Origin of the sequence: Brevibacillus laterosporus DSM 25 (assembly GCF_002706795.1) — a bacterium.
GTDB classification, from domain to species: Bacteria; Bacillota; Bacilli; order Brevibacillales; family Brevibacillaceae; genus Brevibacillus_B; species Brevibacillus_B laterosporus.
Genome location: NZ_CP017705.1, coordinates 2,401,576 through 2,426,265, shown reverse-complemented (window position 1 = coordinate 2,426,265; position 24,690 = coordinate 2,401,576). Strand labels below are relative to the sequence as shown.

Annotated in this window: 20 protein-coding genes; 9 read left to right on the top strand and 11 right to left on the bottom strand. The window is 40.2% G+C overall.

Annotated features, from left to right (window positions below; all coding sequences use genetic code 11):
• The first annotated feature begins 3 nt into the window (after positions 1-3).
• The 3 genes from BrL25_RS11630 to BrL25_RS11620 all read left to right on the top strand — a co-directional run bounded on the left by BrL25_RS11630 (position 4) and on the right by BrL25_RS11620 (position 2,862).
• Complete coding sequence (locus BrL25_RS11630) at positions 4-1,233, top strand: class I SAM-dependent methyltransferase (RefSeq protein WP_018672027.1); 1,230 nt, start codon at positions 4-6, stop codon at positions 1,231-1,233.
• 3 nt (positions 1,234-1,236) lie between these two features.
• Positions 1,237-2,154 carry an NAD-dependent epimerase/dehydratase family protein gene (locus BrL25_RS11625; RefSeq protein WP_018672028.1) on the top strand — a complete coding sequence of 306 codons (918 nt, stop codon included), beginning with the start codon at positions 1,237-1,239 and terminating at the stop codon, positions 2,152-2,154.
• Between the two features lie 321 nt (positions 2,155-2,475).
• Positions 2,476-2,862, top strand: a complete 387-nt coding sequence (locus BrL25_RS11620) for a hypothetical protein (protein WP_236847775.1) — start codon at positions 2,476-2,478, stop codon at positions 2,860-2,862.
• A gap of 142 nt (positions 2,863-3,004) precedes the next feature.
• On the opposite strand, the gene BrL25_RS11615 is transcribed toward BrL25_RS11620, so the two are convergent.
• The 3 genes from BrL25_RS11615 to BrL25_RS11605 all read right to left on the bottom strand — a co-directional run bounded on the left by BrL25_RS11615 (position 3,005) and on the right by BrL25_RS11605 (position 5,449).
• Entirely contained in the window at positions 3,005-4,375 is a 1,371-nt protein-coding gene (locus BrL25_RS11615; protein ID WP_236848103.1) for a sensor histidine kinase, read from the bottom strand.
• Positions 4,376-4,379: 4 nt separating this feature from the next.
• Positions 4,380-5,084: a response regulator transcription factor gene (locus tag BrL25_RS11610; protein ID WP_026315194.1), complete on the bottom strand. Its 705-nt coding sequence runs from the start codon at positions 5,082-5,084 to the stop codon at positions 4,380-4,382.
• A 110-nt stretch (positions 5,085-5,194) separates the two neighbouring features.
• On the bottom strand, positions 5,195-5,449 hold the full coding sequence (locus tag BrL25_RS11605) for a hypothetical protein (protein WP_018672032.1): 255 nt from the start codon (positions 5,447-5,449) through the stop codon (positions 5,195-5,197).
• A gap of 219 nt (positions 5,450-5,668) precedes the next feature.
• Between BrL25_RS11605 and BrL25_RS11600 the strand changes: the two genes are divergently transcribed.
• On the top strand, positions 5,669-6,067 hold the full coding sequence (locus BrL25_RS11600) for a DoxX family protein (protein ID WP_018672033.1): 399 nt from the start codon (positions 5,669-5,671) through the stop codon (positions 6,065-6,067).
• Positions 6,068-6,181: 114 nt separating this feature from the next.
• On the opposite strand, the gene BrL25_RS11595 is transcribed toward BrL25_RS11600, so the two are convergent.
• The 4 genes from BrL25_RS11595 to BrL25_RS11580 form a co-directional block, all read right to left on the bottom strand.
• Positions 6,182-7,234, bottom strand: coding sequence for a FecCD family ABC transporter permease (locus tag BrL25_RS11595; RefSeq protein WP_018672034.1), 1,053 nt, complete (start codon positions 7,232-7,234; stop codon positions 6,182-6,184).
• Positions 7,224-8,234, bottom strand: coding sequence for a FecCD family ABC transporter permease (locus BrL25_RS11590; RefSeq protein ID WP_018672035.1), 1,011 nt, complete (start codon positions 8,232-8,234; stop codon positions 7,224-7,226). The genes BrL25_RS11595 and BrL25_RS11590 overlap by 11 nt, the downstream gene beginning before the upstream one ends.
• A gap of 22 nt (positions 8,235-8,256) precedes the next feature.
• On the bottom strand, positions 8,257-9,249 hold the full coding sequence (locus BrL25_RS11585) for an iron-hydroxamate ABC transporter substrate-binding protein (protein WP_018672036.1): 993 nt from the start codon (positions 9,247-9,249) through the stop codon (positions 8,257-8,259).
• A gap of 106 nt (positions 9,250-9,355) precedes the next feature.
• Positions 9,356-11,014: a helix-turn-helix domain-containing protein gene (locus BrL25_RS11580; RefSeq protein WP_018672037.1), complete on the bottom strand. Its 1,659-nt coding sequence runs from the start codon at positions 11,012-11,014 to the stop codon at positions 9,356-9,358.
• A 199-nt stretch (positions 11,015-11,213) separates the two neighbouring features.
• Between BrL25_RS11580 and BrL25_RS11575 the strand changes: the two genes are divergently transcribed.
• Positions 11,214-12,206 carry a hypothetical protein gene (locus BrL25_RS11575; RefSeq protein WP_018672038.1) on the top strand — a complete coding sequence of 331 codons (993 nt, stop codon included), beginning with the start codon at positions 11,214-11,216 and terminating at the stop codon, positions 12,204-12,206.
• A gap of 253 nt (positions 12,207-12,459) precedes the next feature.
• Here the strand turns inward: BrL25_RS11575 and BrL25_RS11570 are convergent, their stop codons facing one another.
• Positions 12,460-14,484, bottom strand: coding sequence for a molybdopterin-containing oxidoreductase family protein (locus BrL25_RS11570; protein ID WP_018672039.1), 2,025 nt, complete (start codon positions 14,482-14,484; stop codon positions 12,460-12,462).
• A gap of 211 nt (positions 14,485-14,695) precedes the next feature.
• On the opposite strand from BrL25_RS11570, the gene BrL25_RS11565 reads away from it, so the two are divergent.
• From BrL25_RS11565 to BrL25_RS11550, 4 genes are all read left to right on the top strand, one after another.
• A complete protein-coding gene (locus BrL25_RS11565; RefSeq protein WP_026315195.1) occupies positions 14,696-16,780 on the top strand; it encodes a TerD family protein in 2,085 nt (694 codons plus the stop codon).
• Between the two features lie 238 nt (positions 16,781-17,018).
• A complete protein-coding gene (locus BrL25_RS11560; RefSeq protein WP_018672041.1) occupies positions 17,019-19,289 on the top strand; it encodes an anaerobic ribonucleoside triphosphate reductase in 2,271 nt (756 codons plus the stop codon).
• 8 nt (positions 19,290-19,297) lie between these two features.
• On the top strand, positions 19,298-19,798 hold the full coding sequence (gene nrdG / locus BrL25_RS11555) for an anaerobic ribonucleoside-triphosphate reductase activating protein (protein ID WP_026315197.1): 501 nt from the start codon (positions 19,298-19,300) through the stop codon (positions 19,796-19,798).
• 85 nt (positions 19,799-19,883) lie between these two features.
• Positions 19,884-20,834 carry an acetamidase/formamidase family protein gene (locus BrL25_RS11550; RefSeq protein WP_018672043.1) on the top strand — a complete coding sequence of 317 codons (951 nt, stop codon included), beginning with the start codon at positions 19,884-19,886 and terminating at the stop codon, positions 20,832-20,834.
• A 77-nt stretch (positions 20,835-20,911) separates the two neighbouring features.
• Here the strand turns inward: BrL25_RS11550 and BrL25_RS11545 are convergent, their stop codons facing one another.
• The 3 genes from BrL25_RS11545 to BrL25_RS11535 form a co-directional block, all read right to left on the bottom strand.
• Positions 20,912-22,060, bottom strand: a complete 1,149-nt coding sequence (locus tag BrL25_RS11545) for a cation:proton antiporter (RefSeq protein WP_018672044.1) — start codon at positions 22,058-22,060, stop codon at positions 20,912-20,914.
• 340 nt (positions 22,061-22,400) lie between these two features.
• Positions 22,401-23,609, bottom strand: coding sequence for an MDR family MFS transporter (locus BrL25_RS11540; RefSeq protein WP_018672045.1), 1,209 nt, complete (start codon positions 23,607-23,609; stop codon positions 22,401-22,403).
• Positions 23,609-24,511 carry an ArsR family transcriptional regulator gene (locus tag BrL25_RS11535; protein WP_018672046.1) on the bottom strand — a complete coding sequence of 301 codons (903 nt, stop codon included), beginning with the start codon at positions 24,509-24,511 and terminating at the stop codon, positions 23,609-23,611. The genes BrL25_RS11540 and BrL25_RS11535 overlap by 1 nt, the downstream gene beginning before the upstream one ends.
• Between the last annotated feature and the right edge of the window lie 179 nt (positions 24,512-24,690).

The following is a 24,690-nucleotide window of genomic DNA, read 5'->3' as shown; positions in this document are numbered from 1 at the left end:
AAAATGTCCGATAAACAATGTCGTTTTTGCAATTCATTGCTAACTCATACATTCTTGGATTTAGGAGTTTCACCTCTCGCTAACTCATTCATACCACCAGACTGTGTAGATGATATGGAACCGTTTTATCCGTTGCATGCCTATGTTTGTGATAAATGTTTTCTCGTACAAGTAGGTCAATTTGAATCACCAGATCAAATTTTTCATCACTATCTTTATTTTAGCTCGTATTCCTCTAGTTGGTTATCCCATGCTGAAAAATATACGGAGATGGCTATCGCTAGGTTCCAATTAAATAATCATTCGCAAGTAATTGAAATCGCAAGTAATGACGGGTATTTATTACAATACTTCCACAAGCATAATATTCGAACACTAGGAATTGAACCAGCAAAAAATGTAGCAAAAATTTCTAATGATAAAGGAATTCCCACGAAAGCTGATTTTTTTGGCGAAAGATTAGCAAAGCAATTGGTACAGGAAGGTTATAAAGGAGATTTAATTGTCGCAAATAATGTGCTAGCACACGTACCTCAATTGCATGATTTTATAGCAGGGCTAAAAATACTGTTGCAACCAAATGGTATGATCACAATCGAGTTCCCCCATGTCTTACACCTCATTCTCGGTAACCAATTTGATACGATCTACCATGAACACTTCTCTTACTTTTCACTACTAACCGTTCAAAGCATCCTATCTAACCATGAGCTAAAGGTTGTAGATGTGGAGGAACTCCCTACCCACGGTGGGTCTTTACGTTTATTCGTAAAACATAAAGAGGATAAAGAACAAATTCGGCCAAGCGTAACAGAGCTCATTGGGAAGGAACAAGAACACGGTCTTGACCACTTACCAACATATCTGGAGTTTTCCAAGAAAGTGGAACAAATGAAGATCAACATTCTATCCTTTTTCGTTAAAGCCCATGATATGAAAAAGAAAATGGTTGGCTATGGGGCTCCGGCTAAAGGAAATACTCTCTTACACTTTTGTGGAATAGGAAAAGAGCTCATCCCCTATACAGTGGATCAAAACCCGCATAAACAAGGACTTATATTACCTGGTTCTCGTATTCCGATTAAAAAGCCAGATGAAATACAACGAACAAAACCAGATTATGTACTCATTTTACCGTGGAACTTGAAGGAAGAAATTATGGAGGAATGCTCCTATATTCGAAATTGGGGCGGAAAATTTGTCGTGTTTGTTCCAGAAGTGGAAGTGCTATAGAGCATGGAAAAAGTTCTCGTTACAGGTGGAAATGGCTGGATCGGCAGATATGTAGTGAGCATGCTACATCAAATGGGATGCGAGGTTCATGCGACGTATCGAAGGGCGCCTCTTTTGGATATTACCTGTACTTGGCATCAAGTCGATCTTTTATGCCATACAGAAGTAGCCGACCTGATTGATAAGGTGAAGCCTTCTCATCTAGTACATTTAGCTTGGGAAGCAGTACCTCCCCACTGTTATCATTCACTTGCTAATTACTATTGGGTGCAATCCAGCATGGCATTATTTCGTCATTTTGTCGAATGTGGTGGAAAAAGAGCCGTAGTGGCTGGAACTTGTGCAGAATATGAATGGGTGGAAGGCTATTTATCTGAAACCACCTCCATTTCCTCTTATAAAACACCTTATTCTGTTTGTAAAAACACCTTACGTTTATGGCTCCAATCATATTCTGAACAGGTTGGTTTATGTACCTGCTGGGGTAGAATCTTTCATTTATATGGTCCTCATGATCCCGGCAATCGGCTTGTTTCTACCCTTATCACCGCTTTATTGAAAGGCGAAGAGGCTTTATGCACGCATGGGAATCAATATCGTGATTTTCTCTATATCACTGATGTAGCCGATGCCCTTGTCTCTTTATTACGAAGCGATATACAAGGAACTGTTAATATCGCTTCCGGTCAACCGATCCAATTGAAACAGATAGCTTCTCTTATCGGTGAAAAAATAGGGAACGAGGAATTAATCAAATGGGGAGCCATTCCATCCCCGCAAGATGAGCCTTTATTTGTAGGTGCAAATATTGAGCGGTTGCAACGAGGAATAAATTGGAAACCAAAGTACTCCTTAGATGCTGGTTTAGAAGAAACGATAGTATGGTGGAAGAATAGCTTAGATAAACATTCCTCTTTATGAATAAATACCCAAATACAAGCTGATTCCATGAGTATATGGTATCAGCTATTTATGTCTTCCTATCATTAAACTTGTTTCTATAAAACTACAGTATTCAAAAAAATGAATTCGAAAGAGGTTTTTGGTAAATTATGACGAATTTAATATTGTTACTTTTTTCCTACATAAATGCTCAGTCAGAAAGGAGTTAGTAGATTGCAAAGAACTACTAGAACGACAAATAATCAACCTAATAGGTCAACTTCCAACCAGACAAATAGAACGGTGAGTAGTCAGACCAGGGTAACTAACACGCAAGGTAATAGGGGAACAAATAGTCAAATGAGAACAGCGACTAATCGACAGTCCTCACCTCAACAACAAGCCACTCAACAGAAGCGTCCCGTTAAGAATCAGCCCAAGGACAGATTAGGACAAGCGGTAGTATCAATGATTTTTGGTATATTTGGTATTATTTTATTTTTTATGGCATGGTTTATGTTGAATTACAATTCAAGATACTACACGGTATCACCTGGTACGATGCTAACCATTTTCTTGGCCTTTATCATTAATGTTACGGGGTTTATCTTGGGAATAAGAGCAAGGAATTCTTCCAAAGGCAGAGGTATGGCAATTGCGGGTATTACATTAACTTCATTACCATTTGTCGTTATGACACTTTTTTTTGTAGCAGGTTTCATTTCAATGTTTAGGCTGTGGATGTAGGTTCTACCCGCTCAAAATAAGCGAGGCTCCCTTGTTGGGGGAAGCCTCGCTTATTTTGTTGTATGCATATAAAGACCTGTTTCTTGGTCGTAGTAGGCTAGAATACTTGATAGGCTAACGGGAAGTAAGAGAATTCCTAGGGTCATTCTCCCGTCCTTTTTATTGGCAAATGCACCCAGCATGTAGTCCCTTTATCCATATCGCTCTCAACCTGTACCTCTCCACCATGTGCCTCTACAATGGCTTTTACGATAGCCAATCCAATTCCAGCGCCACCTGATTTACGGCTACGTGACTTTTCACCCCGATAAAATCGTTCAAAAACGTAGGGGAGCTCTTCCTTCCGGATACCAACTCCCGTATCCATCACTTTGATTATGATATTGGTCCGTTGTTCTTCGATAGTAACCCGCACTTCTCCATCTTCAGGGGTATATTTATAAGCATTGCTAAGTAGATTCGTAAAAACCTGCAATAGTCTACGATAATCCGCATACAAAAAAATATCGTCCATGATAGGTGGAACGTATCGAATCCTTTTTTTGTCCCATAATTCCGCGATACCTTTTTGTGCCTCCGATATGATAGCAGATACGTTCACTTGTTCCTTTTGTAAACGGAGCATCGGGTTCTCGGCTTCCGTTAACTTCTCTAAATCCTTTATCAGCAGAACAAGCTGTGAGGTCTGTTCCTGACAAATCTTTAATTTTTCTGAGGTTGGCTCCCATATTCCATCTTCAAAAGCTTCCATGTAGCTTTGAATCGTTGCAAGTGGCGTTCGTAACTCATGGGCAATATCGGCTGTTAAATTTTTGCGTAATCGTTCCTGTTTTTGCAGGCTCTCTGCCAAATGATTTAGCGCTTGACCTAGCTCCTGTATTTCTCCATGTAATGCGTCCGTCTCAACTCGCGCTGTGAGATCTCCTGTCCGCATTCGATTCGCTTTCTCTTTAATGTGAAGCAGTGGATGACTAATACCGCGAGAGATGCGAACGCTATAATAATAAACACCGACAATGACAATAAGAAGCGCACCTCCAACCATTCCATTGAATCTAGTAATGAATTCTCGCTCCTGTTCTTGAAATTGACCATCTGGAAGCGCGACATGTAATGTACCCTCCTGCTGATCTCCAATGATGATTGGAGCAGAGTAGGTAGAGTGTGGAAGCGCATCATCTACAGCACAGGTATGCTTGGAATTTTGACTTCCCATATGCATACCCATCTTAGTCGAGTCCCAGATCATGTTTCCTTCTGCATCAAGCAAAATGACAGCCATCTCACGCTGCATAGCCCGGTGTCCAATACCCATAAGCGCCTGCTTTTGCCATCCATTCGTTTTTACATAAGATTCCGTCAGGTCTTTTAGGATCGAATCTGCCTCCGCTTTTAGTTGATTTTCAACATATTTTCCAAATGTAAAGGAAACAGAGATATTAACAATAATGATAATGACTAACAAGGAAACGAGTGCAACACCTAAATGCGAAAGGAAAAGCTGTCGTTTCATCCCTTTATGCTTCATCACGGTTCACCAAAAATTTATAGCCCACACCAAATACTGTCGAAATAAAAGAGGGGTGTTTGGGGTCATCGTTTAATTTTTGCCTTACGTTTTTAATGTGTACGTCAATGGTGCGTTCATATCCATCAAATCCATAGCCCTGTATTTGATTAATTAGTTCCAGACGACTAAACACTCTTTTGGGTTGACTAGCTAATGTATACAGCAATTTAAATTCAATGGGAGTCAGTGTGATACAAGCCTGATCTAGCGTAACCTGATGGAGTTCTGGTTCCACACATAGACGTTTTTGTAGAAACGTAAGAACTTGCTCTTGTTTTTTAGTAGAGCTTGTCCGCCGTAACAAAGTAATAACCCGAGCCACTAATTCACGTGGACTGAATGGCTTACTAACATAATCATCTGCTCCCATTAATAACCCATTAATTTTATCATCCTCAGCACTTTTTGCTGTCAGCATAAGAATAGGAATATTCGAGGTTTTACGTAATTGTCGGCATATATCCTCTCCCGACATATCAGGTAACATCAAATCTAAAATCATGAGATCTGGCTGTAAAAGTTGATGAAGGTGAAGTGCCGCCTCCCCCGTCTCTGCTACATAAACAATGTAACCACTTCTCTCTAGGTAAGCTCGAATTACCTGCAAAATATTTTCTTCATCATCAACAACTAAAATCTTGTGTTGACCCATCTTGCTCTCACCCGCCTCGCTTACTATGTGCAAAAATGCACAAGTAGGCAGCCCCTCCTTTACGGAAAGTCTGCCTTATCCTGTTTTCTTCTCTTATTATAAGCGATTATTTAACGATTTGGAGTCTGGTCTGTATAATTCTTCATCATTCTATCATGCATGCCGTTTTGCCCGTGACAACTTTCATACATAGATTTGATTTGTGCATCTGTCATTTGTGGGTGCATTTGTTTCATCCAAGGGCGCATCTGTTCAAATTCCTTTTGCGTTTGGTCTGGTGTTACCTGTGACGTGCTTGCGTATACCCCTGTAGCAATTCCCATGACTACTAGCAACGACGTTAGAGAAAAAATCATTTTTTTCATATATGCTCCTCCTCTTTTTTTCTAGCATACAGAAAAGAAGTGAGGAACTTATGAAGTATATATAAAGAAGTTATGAAGAGCATAAGATACGCATATATATATGAACCTGACAGGAAAAAATCAACATTATAGTTAGACGCTTGACAAAAGTGAACAATGACATTATTATACTTATAATTAGTAAGTAACTAAATATTATCTGAAAGGAGCTACACAAAAGTGGCAAACAAACAACAGCTTGGCGCACTTATTCTTCGTGTCGTATTAGGTTTGACCTTCTTGCTACACGGTCTTGATAAATTCCAGGGGGGCATTGAAAACATTGTAGGATTTTTCGAAAGTATCGGCCTACCTGGTTTCCTAGCTTATGTGGTTGGAACCATCGAATTAGTAGGAGGTATTCTATTAATTTTAGGGCTAGGAACTCGTGCCATTTCGTTTTTACTCATGGTCATCATGGTAGGAGCTACCTTAAAAGTTAAATTGGCAGCTGGTTTCATCGGTGGCTATGAATTTGACCTAGCTCTCTTCACAATGGGACTATATCTTGCATTGAATGGCAGTAGTATGGCAGCCGTAGATAGCTTGCTTCCTTATGGAAAAAAAGAGCGCGCGTAACTTACAGTACGAATTAACGCTTTTCCAAGCATAAGAAACCATTTCTTTCTACAAACAAAAGCCTGGAGTTATATGCTCCAGGCTTTTGTATTAAATACTGTTTAACCCTATCATCTAGGCCCTTGCTTTATACAGCAGGTAAAGGAAGTATGGTCCCCCTATAATCGCAATTACAATTCCTACAGGAAGCTCCGCCGGCGAGAAAACAGTCTTTGCAATAAAATCTGACACAAGAACCAAGAGCATTCCCATCAAAGCTGATACTGGTAATACACGCGCGTGATGATTCCCTACCAAAGCTTTAGCAATATGTGGTGCCATTAGTCCAACGAAACCAATGCTACCTGACACTGATACACATGCACTAATGATCCCGATACTAGCAAGTAAGAGCACCATTTTTTCTTTTTCTGTGGACACACCAAGCCCTCTAACGCTGCTTTCATCTAGCTGTAATAGATTTAAGATGTTGGCTTTTCGAAAAAGGACCGGAATAAACAAGATAAACCAAGGTAGCATAGCCACAATATAAATCCAGTTAGCACTCCAAATACTGCCTGTCATCCACACTGTTGCCATCTCAAAATCCTTTGCGTTCATGCGTAAAGAGAGATAGAGAGTAAATGCCCCTAAGCCCGTTCCAACTGCAATTCCAACCAGAATAAGGCGCTGTGGATCTAACTTCCCCTTTTGCCAAGCAAATAGATAGATAAGCAAAGCAGAGAGTAACCCCCCCATCAACCCAAACATAGGCATGGCTAATGTTGTTAATAAACCTTCGTTACCCATCTTCCCTTCAAATAGAAAGATAAACAATACAATTGCAGACCCTGCACCCGCATTAATACCTAATATTCCAGGATCAGCAAGTCCATTTCGGGTAATTGCTTGAACAACGGTACCGGCCATCCCTAGCCCCATACCAACAAGTGCCGCAATCACAATACGCGGTAAACGAAAATCAAAGATAACCAGGTCATGTTCAGGATTAGGATCAATACGCAGCAGTGTGTTTATAACGTCTTTGATCGTCATATCAAACTCGCCGTTTGTAACACTAATATAAGTAGCTAGTAATCCCAGACAAATACTTGCCACAATAACCGTCCAAAATCGAGTAGTCGACGTCTTAGCAAATGCATGCGATTGTTTTTTGTTAAGAGCCATGTTTTTCTCCCCCTTTTTTAACAATCAAATAGAGGAAGAATGGAATACCAAACAGTGAGGTAACTACTCCGATTGGTGTTTCAAAAGGGTAATTCATAAACCGACTAAGGATGTCGCAAAATACTAAAAATATTCCACCAATCACTGCTGAGCACGGTACGATCCATCGATAATCTATTCCTACCAAAAAGCGAGCAATATGTGGAACAATTAATCCAACGAATCCAATCTTACCTACCAAAGCAACAGAAATACCAGTCAAAATGACAACAGTCAGCATCGTCAGCCCTTTAATCAGAGCTGTACGCTGTCCTAAATTGACCGCTATCTCCTCACCCAATGACAGGATCGTAATGGATTTAGACAAAAATAACGCCAGCAAAATACCTACGATTGCAAATGGAATGGCTAATGTGATCAAATCCGGATCAATCTGGTGTAATCTCGAGTTATACCAAAAACTGAGATTCTGCGATATTTGAAAATAGGTGGACAAGGCTTGCGACATGCTACTCAGGACTGTTCCAATAACGGTCCCGATTATAGCCAATCTGACTGGGGTCATACCATTAGGCAATAGAGATGCAAACCCCAATACAATTCCTACCCCTATCGCTGAACCAATCAGGGAATACATTATCATTTGTAGAGAAGATGTGTTTGGCATAAAGATCATACACACTGTAATAACAAATGCTGATCCGTCTGATACCCCCATAATGGAAGGAGATGCCAGAAAATTTCTGGTCATCCCCTGCATTAAAGCTCCCGACATTGCTAAGAATGCCCCAATCAACAGTGCTCCTATAGCTCTTGGCAATCTGGAATGCATGATAATCTGATGATCAACATTACCAGAATCAAAGTGAAAGATAGCATCCTGAACTGCACTTAATTCTATGTTTTTAGTTCCATAGACAATGGATAGTGCCATCAGGATCACAATAAAAACTGGTGATGTCAACAAAATGGCAACTGGTACTGATTTCTTTACTCTCATTGTACTCTTCTCGCCTTTTTATCTACTTGGACAGCTTTTCCACCGCAGCTTTCAAGAAGTTAATTTTGCTCCATGCTGTACCACCTTGTGCTAATGGATCGACTACATTCACGTAAACATGACCATTTTTCACAGCATTTATGCTTTGCCAAATTGGATTTTTCTCTAGATCCTCTAATGATTTAGGTTGGTCTTTATTTTCATCAGGTGAAAATTGTACAAAGATATAGTCTGGATTCATGGCACTAAATTTTTCTAACGACATAGCCTCTTGTGCTTTTGCTGCCTTAACTTCCTCTGGTGCTGTAAAACCTAATTCCGCATATAAGGATGGGTTAAAGAAAACCTTTTCTGGGTAGATATTGATCGTACCCTGACGCAGGCGTATCGCTACTACTTTTTTATCTTTCAGCTTATCGCCCAAAGAAGCTTTTGCCTCTTCTACATTTTCTTTATATTTTTTCAATACATCTTCTGCTTCTGCTTGCTTTCCTGTTAATTCAGCTAATAGGTGCAGGTTAGCTTCCCAATTGCTTGAGATATGAGAAACCGGGAACGTTGGTGCGATCTTACCAAATTTCGCAAATACTTCTGGTTTAAATTTAGACGAACCTAAGATCACGTCTGGTTTTAATTTGAGGATGGTCTCCAGATTTGGTTGCATTTTTTCACCTATGGATTCTGATGAGCCTGTAATACTTGCAAAAATATCTGGGAATTTACCACCTACAGAAATCGCACCTACTGGTTGTACACCTAGAACCACAGCGTCTTCCATAGACTCCATACTACCTGTAATGACAATGCGGTCTGTCTTGGCTGGAACTTTATATTCTTGATCGAGATACTTAATCGTTCTTGTTTCACCTGTGGTTGATTCTGATGCTTTTTGACTGTCACTGCTAGTAGCTGTCGTATTGGTAGGTGCTGTAGTCTCTGTTTTCGCACCGCAAGCCGTTACCATCAGAGCCAATATGGCTACTAGACCTACTCCTAGAAACTTACGTTTATTCATGTTTATAATGTCCCCTCTCGATAAGACAACCTGAAATGTTTGATAATAATTCTCATTTACGATTATAGAGGAGTAGACTCTGCTCGACCATGAACGATTTCCGGAATCAATATGGACGATTTCCAGAAAAGAGACGATAGACATCCTCGATTAAACGCTCATGAGCTAGTGGGGAGTAATCACGCCAGGGATTTGATAAGATTTCATGGACTTTATTTAGACGAACCGCCCTAAGCTCTTGCCACTCGGCTGTCATTTGTAGATGTTTCCAGTAATTTAGTGTCTCAGTTTCGGGGCATGCAAGTACCAATATATGATCGGGATCATACTTCGCCAGCTCCTGTATTGTTATTTTTTCATCAATCCCCCCTTCATACAAAGGATGAGCGGGAATCATTTGCAGATCACCATAAAATACCTGAGTCATACTAGAATTACTGTATACATATATATTTTGCTTTAATAGACGGATAATTAGAAAGGTATCGTTCTTTATTGTTTCACTGATTTTCTCTCTGATCATCTTCACCTTGCGATCATAAGACGAAAGCCACATGACTGCATCCCGAGATACTTGTAATAACTCGGCTGTTTGCAGAAATTGTGTTCTCCAATCTGTATCACTCCATGAGACATAACTCACTGATCCCGCCTGTTCCAATTTTGCTTTCTCTTTTACTTCTAATTGATCTATGCTGATAATAAGATCGGGATTGATTTGTTCTAATACCTCAATGTTGCTTTGCCATTTGTAATCAATACGGTACGCACTTAAATGAATAGGTATTTCGCTACGATATTTCTCATAGTATATGGACGACCATTTTGGATGCAGAGGAGCTGCATAAGGAATCACCTCCAATGCTAAGACATAACCAAGAAGCCGATGACTATATATAGCTATTCTTTTCTGACGTCGCTTCATGTAAGTGGTGGGCGATACACCTACCTCCTGTTTAAACTTACGGCTAAAGTAAAACTCATCGTTATAACCAATCTGATGAGCAACGTCCTTTAACCGAACCTGCGGTCTACTCATAAATTGCTTTGCTTGATTCATCCTCACCTTTGTTACATATTCGATTGCACCTATCCCATACGTCTTTTTAAACAGCTCGCCAAAATACTTTGGACTTACCCCCGCAATTTTAGCTAGATCGTCTAAACAAAGGCTTTTGTTAAAATGAGTATCTATATAGGTTTTTGCTTTAGCAATCGTAGTTTTGGAATCCTCAATGCGAACATAACTATTGTTCATAAGCGTATGAATAAGCTGTAGAAAAGAGATTTGCCCCAAAAAACGATCCAGCGATTTCGGACTTTTCCATTGCTTGTCGATCGTTTGGCACATCATTGTAAGTTGGGAGATCGTATGCGGAACTTCTCCTCCCCTCCCAAAGAGCCCCTTATCACGCACAGATTTCAAATGTGACTTCCGCTTTCCCGATTCCTGATATACATGAAAGTAAATCACATAACAATGAGCTTCGGCCTCTGAGGTTAATTCAATCCCAAGTGTTTGACCTGGTGTGCATACATAGACCCCATCCTTTAGTAGTGGATGAGCTTGTTCATCAATTAAGACATGACCTTGACCTTGAAGTGCTATAAGCAGAGCATAGGAGTTCGTTAGCTGATGGATCAACGGTCTTGGTTTATAATGATTCCCTTTAAGCAGTTCTATCTCTTGTAGCTTCCATTGGTATTGATCCAATCTTCTAGTCGATTCATCAGGATACAGATGTTGTTGTTGTTGATCTGACATATTTGTCGCCACTTTCTATGTTTTGTCATCATTAGTTCATTGATAACGATTCTCAATATTTTGGAGTTATATGTAGTATAGCAAAGCTGGTTATATATTTGAAACCAATTGACATACTGTATCGTCTGATATCATATAGATATTTTTTACATAAATTACTAATTGACAAAATAATAACAATAGATGCGGAGTGGTTCCTATGAAATATTCAGGATATCTGGTGCTTAGCTCAGTGTTAGCCGTTGGATTAGTAACAGGCTGTGGAAATACTTCAACAGGCTCCCCCCCGGCACAAGGAGAAACCACACCTCAGACAAGTACTACGCAGAAAAATCAACAAAATGCAGAACAAGACGTAATAAAACAAATGCAGGAGATCGCATCGCAAACGAAAGAGCCTGCTGAATTAATCGCCTACTTGGATAAGACTATCAAAAACGTAAAAAGTGAAACTGCCGATCAACTATTCGTGATTCTGGATGAATATTATGCCACTCACCTGATTGGATTGAATGAAAGCTTTTCGAAATTATTAGCGGAAAATAACAATGCTCAAAAGCTATATGAGATCGGATTCCCTGTAGATGTGACAAAAATGAAAGATGAGCCTTTAAAGAAATACATGCAGGATAAATTTGCTGGTAAGCTTGCCTTAACAGATAACGAGGGAGATCTATATTGGGTGGTAGATTATGATGCCTTGAAGCAATACTCTAGCTATTTCACTGGCGACCTGAAGGCGTACATGGAGTTACAATGGGACGAATACAATAAACCCATTTCAAGAGATGGTCGTTTAAGTATTACACGTCAAGAGCTGGGAGAACGCATCGTAAAAGTAGAAAAGTACTTAACCACCTATCATAACGGAATCAAGAAAACAGATGTTAGGAATCTATATCAAACCTATTTACAAGAATATCTCAGCAACTACCGTTACGATGCCATTGATGAAAAAACAATGAAGCTGTTGCCAGAGGTAAAAAAATCGTACGAACAATTCATAAAAGCTCATAGTGATACCAAGACCACAAGCATCATTACGGAGTACGTACAGATTGTAAACAAAAACAAAGATATGATTTACGAACATGGAAAAGCAGATGAGAGTATCATCGGTGACGCTAAACCAGACATCTCTAAGTTTTGGGGCTCGTTACCGCAAAAGGTTGAGCAACTGTTCGGAGCATAACAACAAACAGGCTGAAGAAGTCTACTCACGTCTCCTTCAGCCTGTTTTACTAATGTAAAATCTTTCGTTATTCTGTTTCCGTGATTGACAATATGTTGGACTACCTCAGCATAGCTAACCTTTAATTCACCGAAATGGGGATGTCGATAAGATGAAATTGTGTGCAAATCCTGTTGCTGTTCAAAGAATGAAAGAAAATGCTTAGACAGTGCGGTATACCGACTAATCCATTCATATCCATCCCCCATGCCTCCTATTCTATTTTCACTGCCTCTACAAAATTGGTGTAATACGTTGCTCCACCGCCCAGATCAGTTAATGCTTCTGAGGTGGTTACATTCACATTCTTTTGCCATAAATTAATAGGGGTAACTAGCACACCTGCTCCCACTTTTTCACTGATTTTAGCTGGGAGGACGATCTCTCCACGATTATTATATACTTTCACTTGGTCTCCCTCTGCGATCCCCCGTGAAAGTGCGTCCTGAGGATTCATATAGAGGACCGGCTCTTTTTCCCGCTTCTTTAGTGTCTCTACATTTCCAAAGCTAGAATTTAAGAAATGCTTTGATTTCACCGTCAAAAAGTGTAGGGGATATTGCTCAGGATTCTCCTCCTCTTGCTCAAGCGGTGTGTAATTAACCAACGGCTCTAAGCCTAGCTCTTTCATTTGTGGAGCAAGCGCTTCGACCTTCTTACTTGGAGTTAGGAAGCCATGCTGAAAAGGAAAGAAATGCTCCCCTTCAAATGCTATTTTCTGATATTTCTTTTCCTTAAGCGTCTCATACGTGATTCCTTTAAGAAACGGGTGGGTAGAGTCCAAAGCCTGCCTAATTAAATCCTCATCACTATCCTTAAAGCAGTCTTCCGTATATCCCATCGCCTCCGCTAACAAACGAAATGTCTCCGTATTAGATTTGGCTTCTCCTAAGGGTGCAATAGAAGGCTCATTTAACTGAATATATAAATGCCAATAGGAGGTATGAATATCCAGATGCTCCAGAGTTGTGGTCGCAGGCAATATAATATCTGCATAACGGCAGGTTTCTGTCATATGTTGCTCATGGACTACTGTAAACAAATCGTCTCGCAGTAACCCTTCCGTAACTTTATTAGCGTCAGGAGTCACTAAAGCTGGATTACTGTTGTAGACATAAAGAGCCTTTACTGGGTTGTCTTGCTGCAATAGAGCGGAGCCTAGTTGCGCACAGTTTATTTCCCGCGGGGTTCCCTCATACACATCCGTTCGATACAAATTCTCATAATTAATTCCAACATCCATATTAGCAAGTAGGAAGCCTCCACCTAGCTCTTGCCAGGCTCCTGTTAATGCTGGAAGCACTGCCAACGTACGAATGATTTCTCCCCCAGTCGTATGGCGCTGCGGACCAAATCCACAGCGAATAAGGGAAGCTTTGGTGCTTGCATATAATTGAGTAAATTCAATGATCTCTTGCTCAGAAAGCCCCGTAATGCTAGCTACATGTGCTGGTGTATATGGTTTTACTCGCTCTTTTAGCTCATCAAAGCCTTGTAGATAGTTGGCAATGTATGCATGGTCTAGCTGATCGTTATGAATTAATAAATGAATCATACCCAGTGCAAGAGCGCTATCTGTCCCTGGTTTGATTTGCAAATGAATATCTGCCTTTTCTGCCGTCTCATGCCTATACGGATCGATGACCACCAAGACTGCCCCGTTCTTCCGTGCTTCCTCCATAATCGGAAACTGATGGACGTTCGTATGAATCGTATTGGTGCCCCATGCGATAATCAAGCGAGAGTGCACCATATCCTCTGGATCAACACCAAGTCGTGTTCCATATACAGAGTGTAGAGCCGCTGAGGCAGCAGATGCACATAAAGTACGTGCCAAACGAGAAGCACCCATTTTGCCAAAAAAGCGTCGGTCCATACTACCATAATTAATCAGCCCCATGGTACCAGCATAACTATAAGGTAATACAGCCTCAGGACCATATTGACGTATGATTTCCTTGTATTTATCTGTAATGAGCTGGATGGCTTCCTCCCACAAAATTTGTTCAAAAACTCCTTCTCCTTTTTTACCGCTTCTTTTCATTGGATATAAAATCCGCTCTGGATGATACACCCGCTCCAAATAATTATTGACCTTTATGCACAGAAAGCCTTTGGTTACAGGGTGTTCTTTGTTACCGCGAATTTTTACTGCTTTCCCCGATTCATCCACAGTCACTGTCATACTACAGGTGTCCCAGCAGTCGTGGGGGCAGATATTGGTATGCTCTTTTGTCATGGCTTCTCCTCCTCACTACTTCTCTTTTCTACTGTTTTTCATTTTATTTACAGGCTTTTGTTTCTATACTATAATGATTGAATAATCTTTACCTTTCAAAATATACCCTTTAAAAATAATAAAAAGGATATAAAATCAGGCTATAGTGCTCCTTCCTTCTACAACTAATGGATATTAGGGGCACTGCTCTCCTGATTTTTTTACTATGCCAATGAAAAATTCTATCTATCTAAGACGAAAATGTAAGCTACTTGTGCCTACTGGAATCAGTCATTTACCTCTTCCTTACCTAGCTACCGCCTTAAAAAACATGGAGCGTCTCGGCTACACCTTCTCCCAACCATTGATCGAACGGTTGCAAACCCTATCTATCGAAGATTTTACTACTTTCTTTCAACAACTAGAAGAAGACGTAAAGAAACTGGTCGGGGATCATGTAAGATACCGTCCAATGTACCAAAATTTCCCCCAACAACTAATGGAAGAAAGTCAAGCAAGCCTATACGTGAACGCCATTATTCACTATCTCACCCTTTCTCTTCCTATTGAAGAAGTAAAGAAACGCCTTCCATTGCTTGATCGTAGCCAGTTAACTGTTATTGGACTTGGGTATGAAGAGGAATTAGAGCAAATTTTCTGGAATCTTGTACAATCCAAAACCTCTCTGTCCGAAACTGACAAGGATGATCTCAGCTTCTTTATACAAGAATATCAGGTTTTGGATCCTCTTGTGCAGTTAGATATTCCGTTAAAAGAAAACATTGCTCTGGTAGCAGGCTTACTATTCACATCTAGTAAAATGTCCCCTGGCTTTTTTTCTAAACATATCAAGACAGCAACAGATGTCTTACGGGTAGCCACAGCCTTATCTGGTGGTGATATCAGTCTATCTCGTACTACACCATTCCGTAAATTTACACGTGCCCAAAGACGTTTTATCTTGGGATTATTAGAGAATTGCCATGCCCTTGAAGAAGACATGCTACGCTATAAGAATCGCTGGATTCGATTAGGGGAAATTTTACACCCTACTGAATACAAGCAACGCTTCCCTCGGTGTGCTGATGCATTTTATCTGATTCGAAATAACCAAAAAATCGAGACATTTAACAGTAAAGTAGAGCAAGCTCTATTACATAGACAGCTACCGGAAGCAATCGAGCTACTGTCCACTAGACCGGGCGAATTGGCACGCCGTCTCGATCACATGATACGTCTCAGTGCGAATTGGCAACCAATCGTTTATGCCTTTGAACAAGTGATAGATCAGGTTTCTTCTCCCGTTTTATTGCAGGTGATGACGCATTTTGCTAACCGTCACACTCCACAAGTCATTCGTACATTTTTCCCAAAAGGAAATGTAGCTAAAGTTCAAGTGAGCGCTGATACATTGGCTCCTCTTACTAAGGAAATCGGGGATTCAATCACATCCATCTGTCAAAAAGAATTCATACACCGATTTTCTCAACTGCCACCGCTGGGCTATGTATATATCGATGAACGATTACGTCATTATACTGTTCCCTTCTCCCAACGTTCAGCTCAGAAGGCTCTTTGTACGATTACGCGAGGTTCTAAGCTTGATTTACCAGCAGGAGATACCATTCGCTTTTTTACATGGTGGCGAGAAGGCGTTGTGAATCAAATTCCGACAGATCGAGTGGATGTTGATTTATCTGCTGTGATGTATGATCACAACTGGAATGATTTAGAACACATTTCCTATACCAATCTAGTCTCAGCTTCCTTTAAGGCCTACCATAGTGGGGATATTACTACTGCTCCACAAGGTGCCTGCGAGTTTATTGATATCGATTTATCTGCTGCTACAAAAGCAGGGGCTCGTTATATTTCTATGTCTCTACATTCCTTTACCAGTCACCCTTACTGTGATCTTCCTGAATGCTTTGCTGGCTGGATGATGCGACAGCACCCTAATTCTGGTGAAATCTTTGAACCATCTACCGTTCAAAATAAGATCGATATCACTGCTGACACAACGATTTGCATTCCCGTTATTATTGATGTAGAGACTCGCCAGGTCATCTGGACCGATCTAGCTCTTACTACTGATCCAATATATTCCAATAACGTTGAAAATAATCGAAACAGCATGCTGCTCATGGGAAAGGCCATGACCAATCTAATTAAGCCTAATTTATATGACCTGTTTTTATTGCACGCCTTAGCCAGAGGAACACTTGTCGACAGTCCTGATCGCGCTCAATCCGTCTTCTCTGTAAATAGCGGGGTAACACCATTTGACACCGACAAAATCATGTCAGATTATTTATAGCGTATGTAGCTTGATGCTGTAGTCACAGTACCGTCATTTGACACATACGATATATTGATGTAATTTGTAATTCGTAGACTATATATAGTGCGTATAACCACATTTACGGAAGCATTTTCTCTTATTTATGAGGGAATGCTTCTTACATTTTGAGTGCATTAGTACCATTTTCTACCACTACAAACTTATTTTCAGCTTACACATCAAGGTTTTTTTACATTACAGGAGGCTTTTTTTCATGCTTATAACGAAACGCGATGGTCGTCAGGAAATCTTTCAGTTAGAAAAATTAATCACAACAATTACCCAAGCCTGCTTACCTGCAATGGGCACAGTAAACGTGGCACTTAGTGAAGAGATTGCCCTGTATATCCAGGAACAACTTAAACAGCAACTACGTATGCATCAACTCACCGCAGAGCAACAGCAACATAACTACATAAATCCAATATCTACACAGACAATTCACGAGTTAATTATTGCACATTTATGTGAAAAGGATCACAATGATATTTCTCATTTCTTTTCTACCTACCGTCAACAACGTGATCGCCTTCGTTTGCAGCAAAGCGAGCTTTACAACATTAGTGAAGCTGTCATCGGCCTACAAGATATGGATTTACTACGGGAAAACGCGAATGTAAACGGTGAATCATTCAGCGGAAAAATGAGTAAAATGGGCTCTGAATATGCAAAATGGCATGTGAAACAATACGTTTTGCCTAACGAGCTACGTGAAGCAATTGATCATAATTATGTCTATGTACATGATTTAGACCAATATGCAATCGGCACAACCAATTGTATTTTCATTCCTTTTGATCGCCTACTAGCTGAGGGCTTTAATACAGGGAACGGGTCAGTCCGCACCCCACAAAGTATTATGACGGCCATGGCTCTAGTCGCAATTATCTTTCAATCGCAGCAGAACAGCCAATTCGGCGGTGTTTCCGCTAACAAGATTGACTGGGATCTCGCTCCCTATGTTCGGAAATCATTCGTCAAACATATGAAAAAAGGGCTCCATTATTTTAATGAGGGTTCCGATCTTACTCTATCCGCCTTGTCTGATGATCATCTTTATATGGATAACGAAAAACTAAAGCAAGACTTTCCCAAAAGCTATACCTATGCCTTTGAAGAAACAGTTTCAGAAACCCATCAGGCTGCTGAATCTCTTATCCATAATCTAAATACGATGAGCAGTCGAGCCGGGGGACAAATTCCTTTTACTTCTCTTAATTATGGGATGTGTACTTCTACAGAGGGGCGTCTGGTATCACATGCGTTACTACAGGCAACAAGTAATGGCTTAGGAAATGGAGAAACGCCTATTTTCCCACAGCATATTTTTCAATGCAAAACAGGAATTAACCAGTCAGAAGGTGATCCAAACTACGATCTGTTCCAAAAAGCGATTGAATGCTCCAGCAAGCGCCTCTATCCTAACTTTGTCAATGTAGATGCGACCTTCAATCTCATATACTATCGTGAGGATGATCCGAATACGATTATTGCTACAATGGGATGTCGGACAAGATCAATATCAGATCGTTTTGGGCGAAATTATAGTAGCGGAAAGGGAAATCTTTCGTTTAATACGATCAATCTTGTAAAATTGGGTATCGAATATGGGATTTGTCAAAACCAACGCGATCAAGCAGACATAGCCGGCTTCTATAATGCCCTACAAAGCTATATGGATGTAGCTATCAGCGGCTTGATCCATCGCTTTGGTATCCAAGCAAAACAACCAGCCAAAGCATCGGATTTCATGATGCGCGAAGGTGTCTGGGAGGGAGGTAAAGACCTGCATCCCGATCAAGAAGTAGCCGATTTAATTAAGCATGGTAGCCTAGCTGTAGGTTTTATCGGGTTGGCAGAATGCATGAATGCTCTCTATGGCAAACACCACGGGGATGATACTGAAGTATACAAGCGTGCTCTCTCTGTCATTTCATTCATGCGCCAATACTGTGATGACATGAGCGAAAAATATAATCTAAACATTACATTATTCGCTACTCCCGCTGAAGGCTTATCAGGTAAATTTACGAAAGCTGATCAAAAAAACTACGGTAAGCTTACGGGGATTACTGACCGTGAATACTATACCAATTCCTTTCACATTCCCGTCTACTATTCTTTATCAGCTTTTCAAAAAATTAAACTTGAGGCACCTTTTCACGAGCTATGCAACGCTGGGGCGATTACCTATATTGAACTAGATGGAAATGCCCGACAAAATACAGTAGCTTTTCAACAGATTGTTCAGTACGCATTAAAAAGTAATGTAGGATATTTCTCTATTAATCATCCACTGGATCGCTGCCCAAGCTGCGGCTATGAAGGGATTATTGGCACGGAATGTCCGAACTGTGGAAGCAATGAAGACTCCGTTCACTTCCAACGTCTACGCCGCGTAACAGGTTATATTACAGGAGATTATACGCAACGTTTTAATTCTGCAAAACAAGCTGAGGTTCTGGATCGGGTGAAGCATAAGTGAATCCATCCATGCACATCTGCGAATATCGAAGGGAAAGTATTAACGAAGGCATCGGATTGCGAGCGGTCGTGTTTGTGAGCGGCTGCCGTCACGCTTGCCATGGTTGCTTTAATCCTGAATCGTGGGACTTCAGCTACGGACAACCTTTTACACTAGCGCTCCAACAAGAGGTGATTGAGGAGATTTCTGATAATCCATTATTACATGGCCTGACCTTATGTGGAGGAGACCCCTTTTTCTCAGCAACTGCCTGCGCGTCCTTTATCACCAGCTTTCGCAAAGCTTGTCCAGATAAGACGGTCTGGGCATACACTGGGTTTATCTTTGAAGCGTTACTCATGTTAGATGAACAACGTCAGCTATTGGAGTTATGTGATGTCGTTATTGACGGTAAATTTAAAGCTGAACAAAAGGACACCTCCTTGCGCTTTCGCGGAAGTCGTAATCAGCGAATCATTGATGTGAGGAAAAGTCTTGCAGTAGGCTCCGTTATCGAATGGACGGAATAGCAATAATTAAATCTATACCTTTTACCTCCTCAGTATTATCCTGATAGAAAGCGATTGTAATAATCTACCAAGGAGGTAATTGGGTATGGCTACATATACCATCCAGCCAAAACGTTCGACTCTGCATGGCTCTTTCAGCAGAGAGGCCACCCCTATCCTGACAATTCATTCTGGTGACACTGTTCGATTTAAGACGCTTGATGCAGATTGGAACACAGGCCCTGAACAGATAGACGGAAAACGAATAGAGTTTTGTACTCGCGAACATCCTCAGGATAGCGGACATGCCTTGATTGGTCCCTTGTACATTGCCGAAGCCAAGGCTGGACAAAGCTTAGCGATACATATTAATGAATTGCGCGTAGGCACATGGGGCTGGAGTGAAGGTGGCGGATTTACCAGTGCCGTAAATAACCGTCTAGGGATAGAGGAAGGAGAAGGGTATGGTTTAGTCTGGGAATTAGATGCGGCTAACCTGATAGGAACTAGCAATAAAGGACATAAAATTCGCCTCCACCCTTTTATGGGGGTGTTGGGTATGCCACCAGACGAATCAGGTATTCATTCGACGATTCCTCCTCGCTTCTGTGGTGGCAACATAGATTGTAAAGAGCTAGTACCCGGAAGTACTCTATACTTGCCAATCCCTGTAGATGGTGGGCTTTTATCAGTAGGAGATGGACATGCAGCCCAAGGCGATGGTGAAGTATCTGGCCTTGCCATAGAATGTCCGATGGAGTTGGTTGACCTCACTTTTACAGTAGAAGATCAAGCACTTTCTTTCCCAAGAGCACAAACACCAACTAGTAAAATCACGTTTGGTTTCCATAAGGATTTACACGAAGCCTCTATGATTGCACTGGAGGGTATGATTGATTGGATGCAGGAGCTATATGGCTACGAACGAAAAGAAGCCTTAAATCTAGCCAGCCTTATCGTTGATTTACGCATAACCCAGCTGGTCAACGATGTTGTAGGTGTTCATGCCGTGTTAGAGAATGATGGACTTGTTGATATACATGAAAAATTAAAATGAGCATGAATTAGATGACTTCTCTGCTCCTGATAAAAAAGGGTGCCAACTATCATAGTCAGCACCCTTTTACCTACTAATTAAGCATTTTGTTTGTTCCCTTTAGGATTACTCAAAAACACCTTCATCATCATTGGTGTCACAATTGTCGTAATCAATACTACAACTACAATAACCGCAAACATATCACTACTTAACAGGTTGGATTCAAGACCCATTGCCGCGATGATAAGTGCTACTTCCCCGCGTGATACCATGGCTGCACCAACACCAAGGGAGCTTCTCCACTTAAATCCTGCTAATCTTGCTCCGATCGCAGAACCGATGAGCTTTGTTAGGATCGCTACCACACTCAAACCAAGGATTAACCAGATGTTCTGTGTGATTCCCATAAATTGAGCCGTTACTCCAATCGACGTAAAAAACACAGGCACGAAAATAGAGTAACTGATCGTTTCTACCTTTTCAAACACTTCATGCTTATGTTTCGTTAGACTTATAGCAACACCTGCGATATAAGCACCAATGATACCAGCAACACCTGCATACTCAGCTACGTAAGCATACACAAAACAAATGATGAGACCTGCTGAAATCACTGCCTCTGAAACACGAAGCGGGGCAAATTTATTTAAAACCCATGGAACCACCTTCCATGCTAAAAGAATAGCTACTACAAAGAAAGCTACCTTTTTCAAGACCACTTCTCCTAGATTGATGTCCCCACCTGCAAAGCTCATAACAAAAGCCAAGGCAATAATTACAAGGACATCATCAATAACAGCAGCCCCTAGAATTGTTGTTCCTTCACGTGATTTTAATTTCCCCATTTCTTTCAATGTTTGAACAGAAATACTTACGCTAGTTGCAGAAAGTAACAAACCAAGGAAAATAGACTCAATTACAGATAGTTGTAGATAAATACCCACTAGATAGCCACATGCGAACGGAAAAATAATTCCCGCAATACCTACAAATGTTGAAGCCTTACCAGTACGTTTGAATTCCTCCGTATCGGTTTCAAGTCCTGCAATAAACATCAATAAGATAACACCGATTTGACTCAATTCCTGAAGAATGTCTGTATTCGTTACTACCCCAAGCACAGTAGGCCCTAATACAATACCAATAAGGAGCTTTCCTAATACGGAAGGCTGACCTAATTTAACACTGATATCTCCAGCAATCTTTGAAGCTAGTAAGATGATTGCTAATTGAAAAACAAGCATAGTTCCCCACCTCTTTTATGTTTATATCTTGAGCACACCAAGGGAAAAAAATACAAAAGGAGCCCATCAACCGTAGCTAAAAAAAGACATAGCAAAGCTGCGGTGGCAGGCTCCTCCAAAAAACAGATATTCTGTTTATCAAACACATTTTTGTTTCCCGATTGAGTTATACGCACTATCTCAAAAAAGGTTTCAAAATTAACTACATTTCTATAATCTTACATATGTTTTATTTTAGATATAAAACTTCAAATCCAAACTAATTATTATACTAGAAAAAAGAACCTGACAACACACAGTGGTTATAACCTGAGTCCTGTTCGGTTCTTTCATTTTCGATTTAGTCATGAAGAGAGGCAGACTTACCTTGTTCTTTTAAGCGAATTCCCCAGACATAAAAGATAATACTAACAAGAGATAAAAGAGCTAGAAATAGGAACATAGCAAGTCCATTAAACTGTGACAAAATCATCCCTGATAAGCCTGGACCGATAAATGAACCTAGTGCAGTAAAGCTAACTGCTCCAAAATAAGTTCCTCGAATATGATCCGGAGTAATTTCATCAATGATTGCATATTCAGCAGGTATCAAAAAAATTTCACCTATAGTAAAAATAATCATTGAAAGTAAAAACGACGTAAAGCTCAGCGAGAAAGCAAAGCCAACGATGCCGACACAAAATAATGAAGTCCCGATCACAATGGATTGCAAGGAGGTCCTTTTTTCCATGAGGCGCAGGATAGGGACGCTTAGGATAATGATAACAATCGCATGAGCAGACCATAGCACCCCTAAGAATGTAATGGCACTCTTTACATCTGCGTAAAAATATTGAGAAAGAGTCACAGAAAATTGACCATGCACGGTTGTCGCTAACAATCCGCCTAGTAGGAATAAGAACAATATTTTATCTCTCCCCATTGCTTTCATCGATGCTCGGAAGGTCACCTTCTCTTGTTGTGCAGAAATGGATGTAACCTTATATTTTGCAAATAAAAGATGTAATACAAGGCTGTAGAGTAAAAATACAGCACAAGAAATATAGAATGGAAGCGTACTAGTTGCTTGTAAGCCCAGAACTGTGCCTAATAAGGGACCAATAGCAAATCCCAAATTTCCGCAAAAATATTTCATTGAAAAGGCGCGAAGCCTCTTCCCACTTTCCGTAAGGTCAGCTATTAATGCCTTAGAACAAGGCTCAAAAAACGACATCGTAAAACCTCTACCTATTGTCACTAGCATCAGTATGCTAGGAAATGGGTGGAATGTTAATCCAATTAACATGATAGCTGAGAGAATCAAGGATGCCATCATGACCTTTTTCCTTCCGATTAAATCAGATAAAGTTCCTCCTAAAAATCCACCGAACATCGCTGCCAATGAACTAGAACCTATCAAAAAACCGATTTGGGTAATGGAAAGATTAGTATGTTCCCCTAAATAAATAGCAAAATAAGGTATTATCATTCCATTTCCAATGTTCAGTAATACTGACCCAATTAACATAAGCTTTACAACAGGATGGAACTCCTTCCATGCTTGTAGCATTATTTACTCCCCTTTATATAGGAAAGCAATCTATCCTGCATAGTCGTAAGCTGGTCTAAGCGAAGACTATAATTGATGACTCTCTCACTTGAGTGGTGGGCTCGAATCAGTCCTGCGCATCGAAGCATGCTTACATGATAATGAAGATTGCTTTTTGCTAATTGAGTTATTTCGGTTAGCTCCTTAAATGTTCGAGGTTTCTCATAAAGACTTTTTAAAATAAGAATCCGATTCTCATCCGACAAACTATTGAAAATTGTAATCGTTCTTTTCGAGATGTATGGCGAATTCCTTTCTAGCTCTATTGGGTAGAGGCAGGTTACGAATCCTTTATAATAATCGACTACACTTAGCGGTGCGTAATGATATTGAGGAACAAGCAAAAGCTTTTGAATATTTTCAGATTCAATTCTTATGCCATTTGTGCTGTGTTCCACAATATCAACAGGGTCCAGATTCTGCATTAATTCCCTTTTTTCATTTGCGTCATTTTCAAGAACTTCCAATATAAAAGGATCTATATGCTTGAAATATTGCTCATTCCATTCGGTAAATAGATACACAAAATGCTCATGTAAATCAATCATATCCATAGGAATGACATCTACCCACGGTCGCATACAATCATACATTTCAGTTGTAGACAGCCGTTCAAACCACGTAATAAAATTCTCAGGTGTCCGTTCTCCAGGACATTTATGTATAAGCAGGCTAAATCGATGAAGAATCTCCATTCGTTTATCTTTCAGTGCTTCTTTAAAGGTAGGCTGTAATTTTTTATCTACCTCTTTCTTCCAATCAGACCCTAATTCGTATATTTTTAAACGATCCCTATTTACGTAATAATACAAACTTGTAACAAACTCATATACAGGTGCATAGTCCACTTCCAATTTGTACATGCTATCCTCACCCTTTAATTAGTTATAATTTTTTGGAACAATTTTAGTTATAATTTTATAGAACTAATTATACACTGTCAATATTTATGAAAATCTACGTGTATATAGACATATAAAATCAATATGAAGGGTCAATTCTAGAGTTTGTCGGTTACTACGTAATTTCTACTTTAAAATAT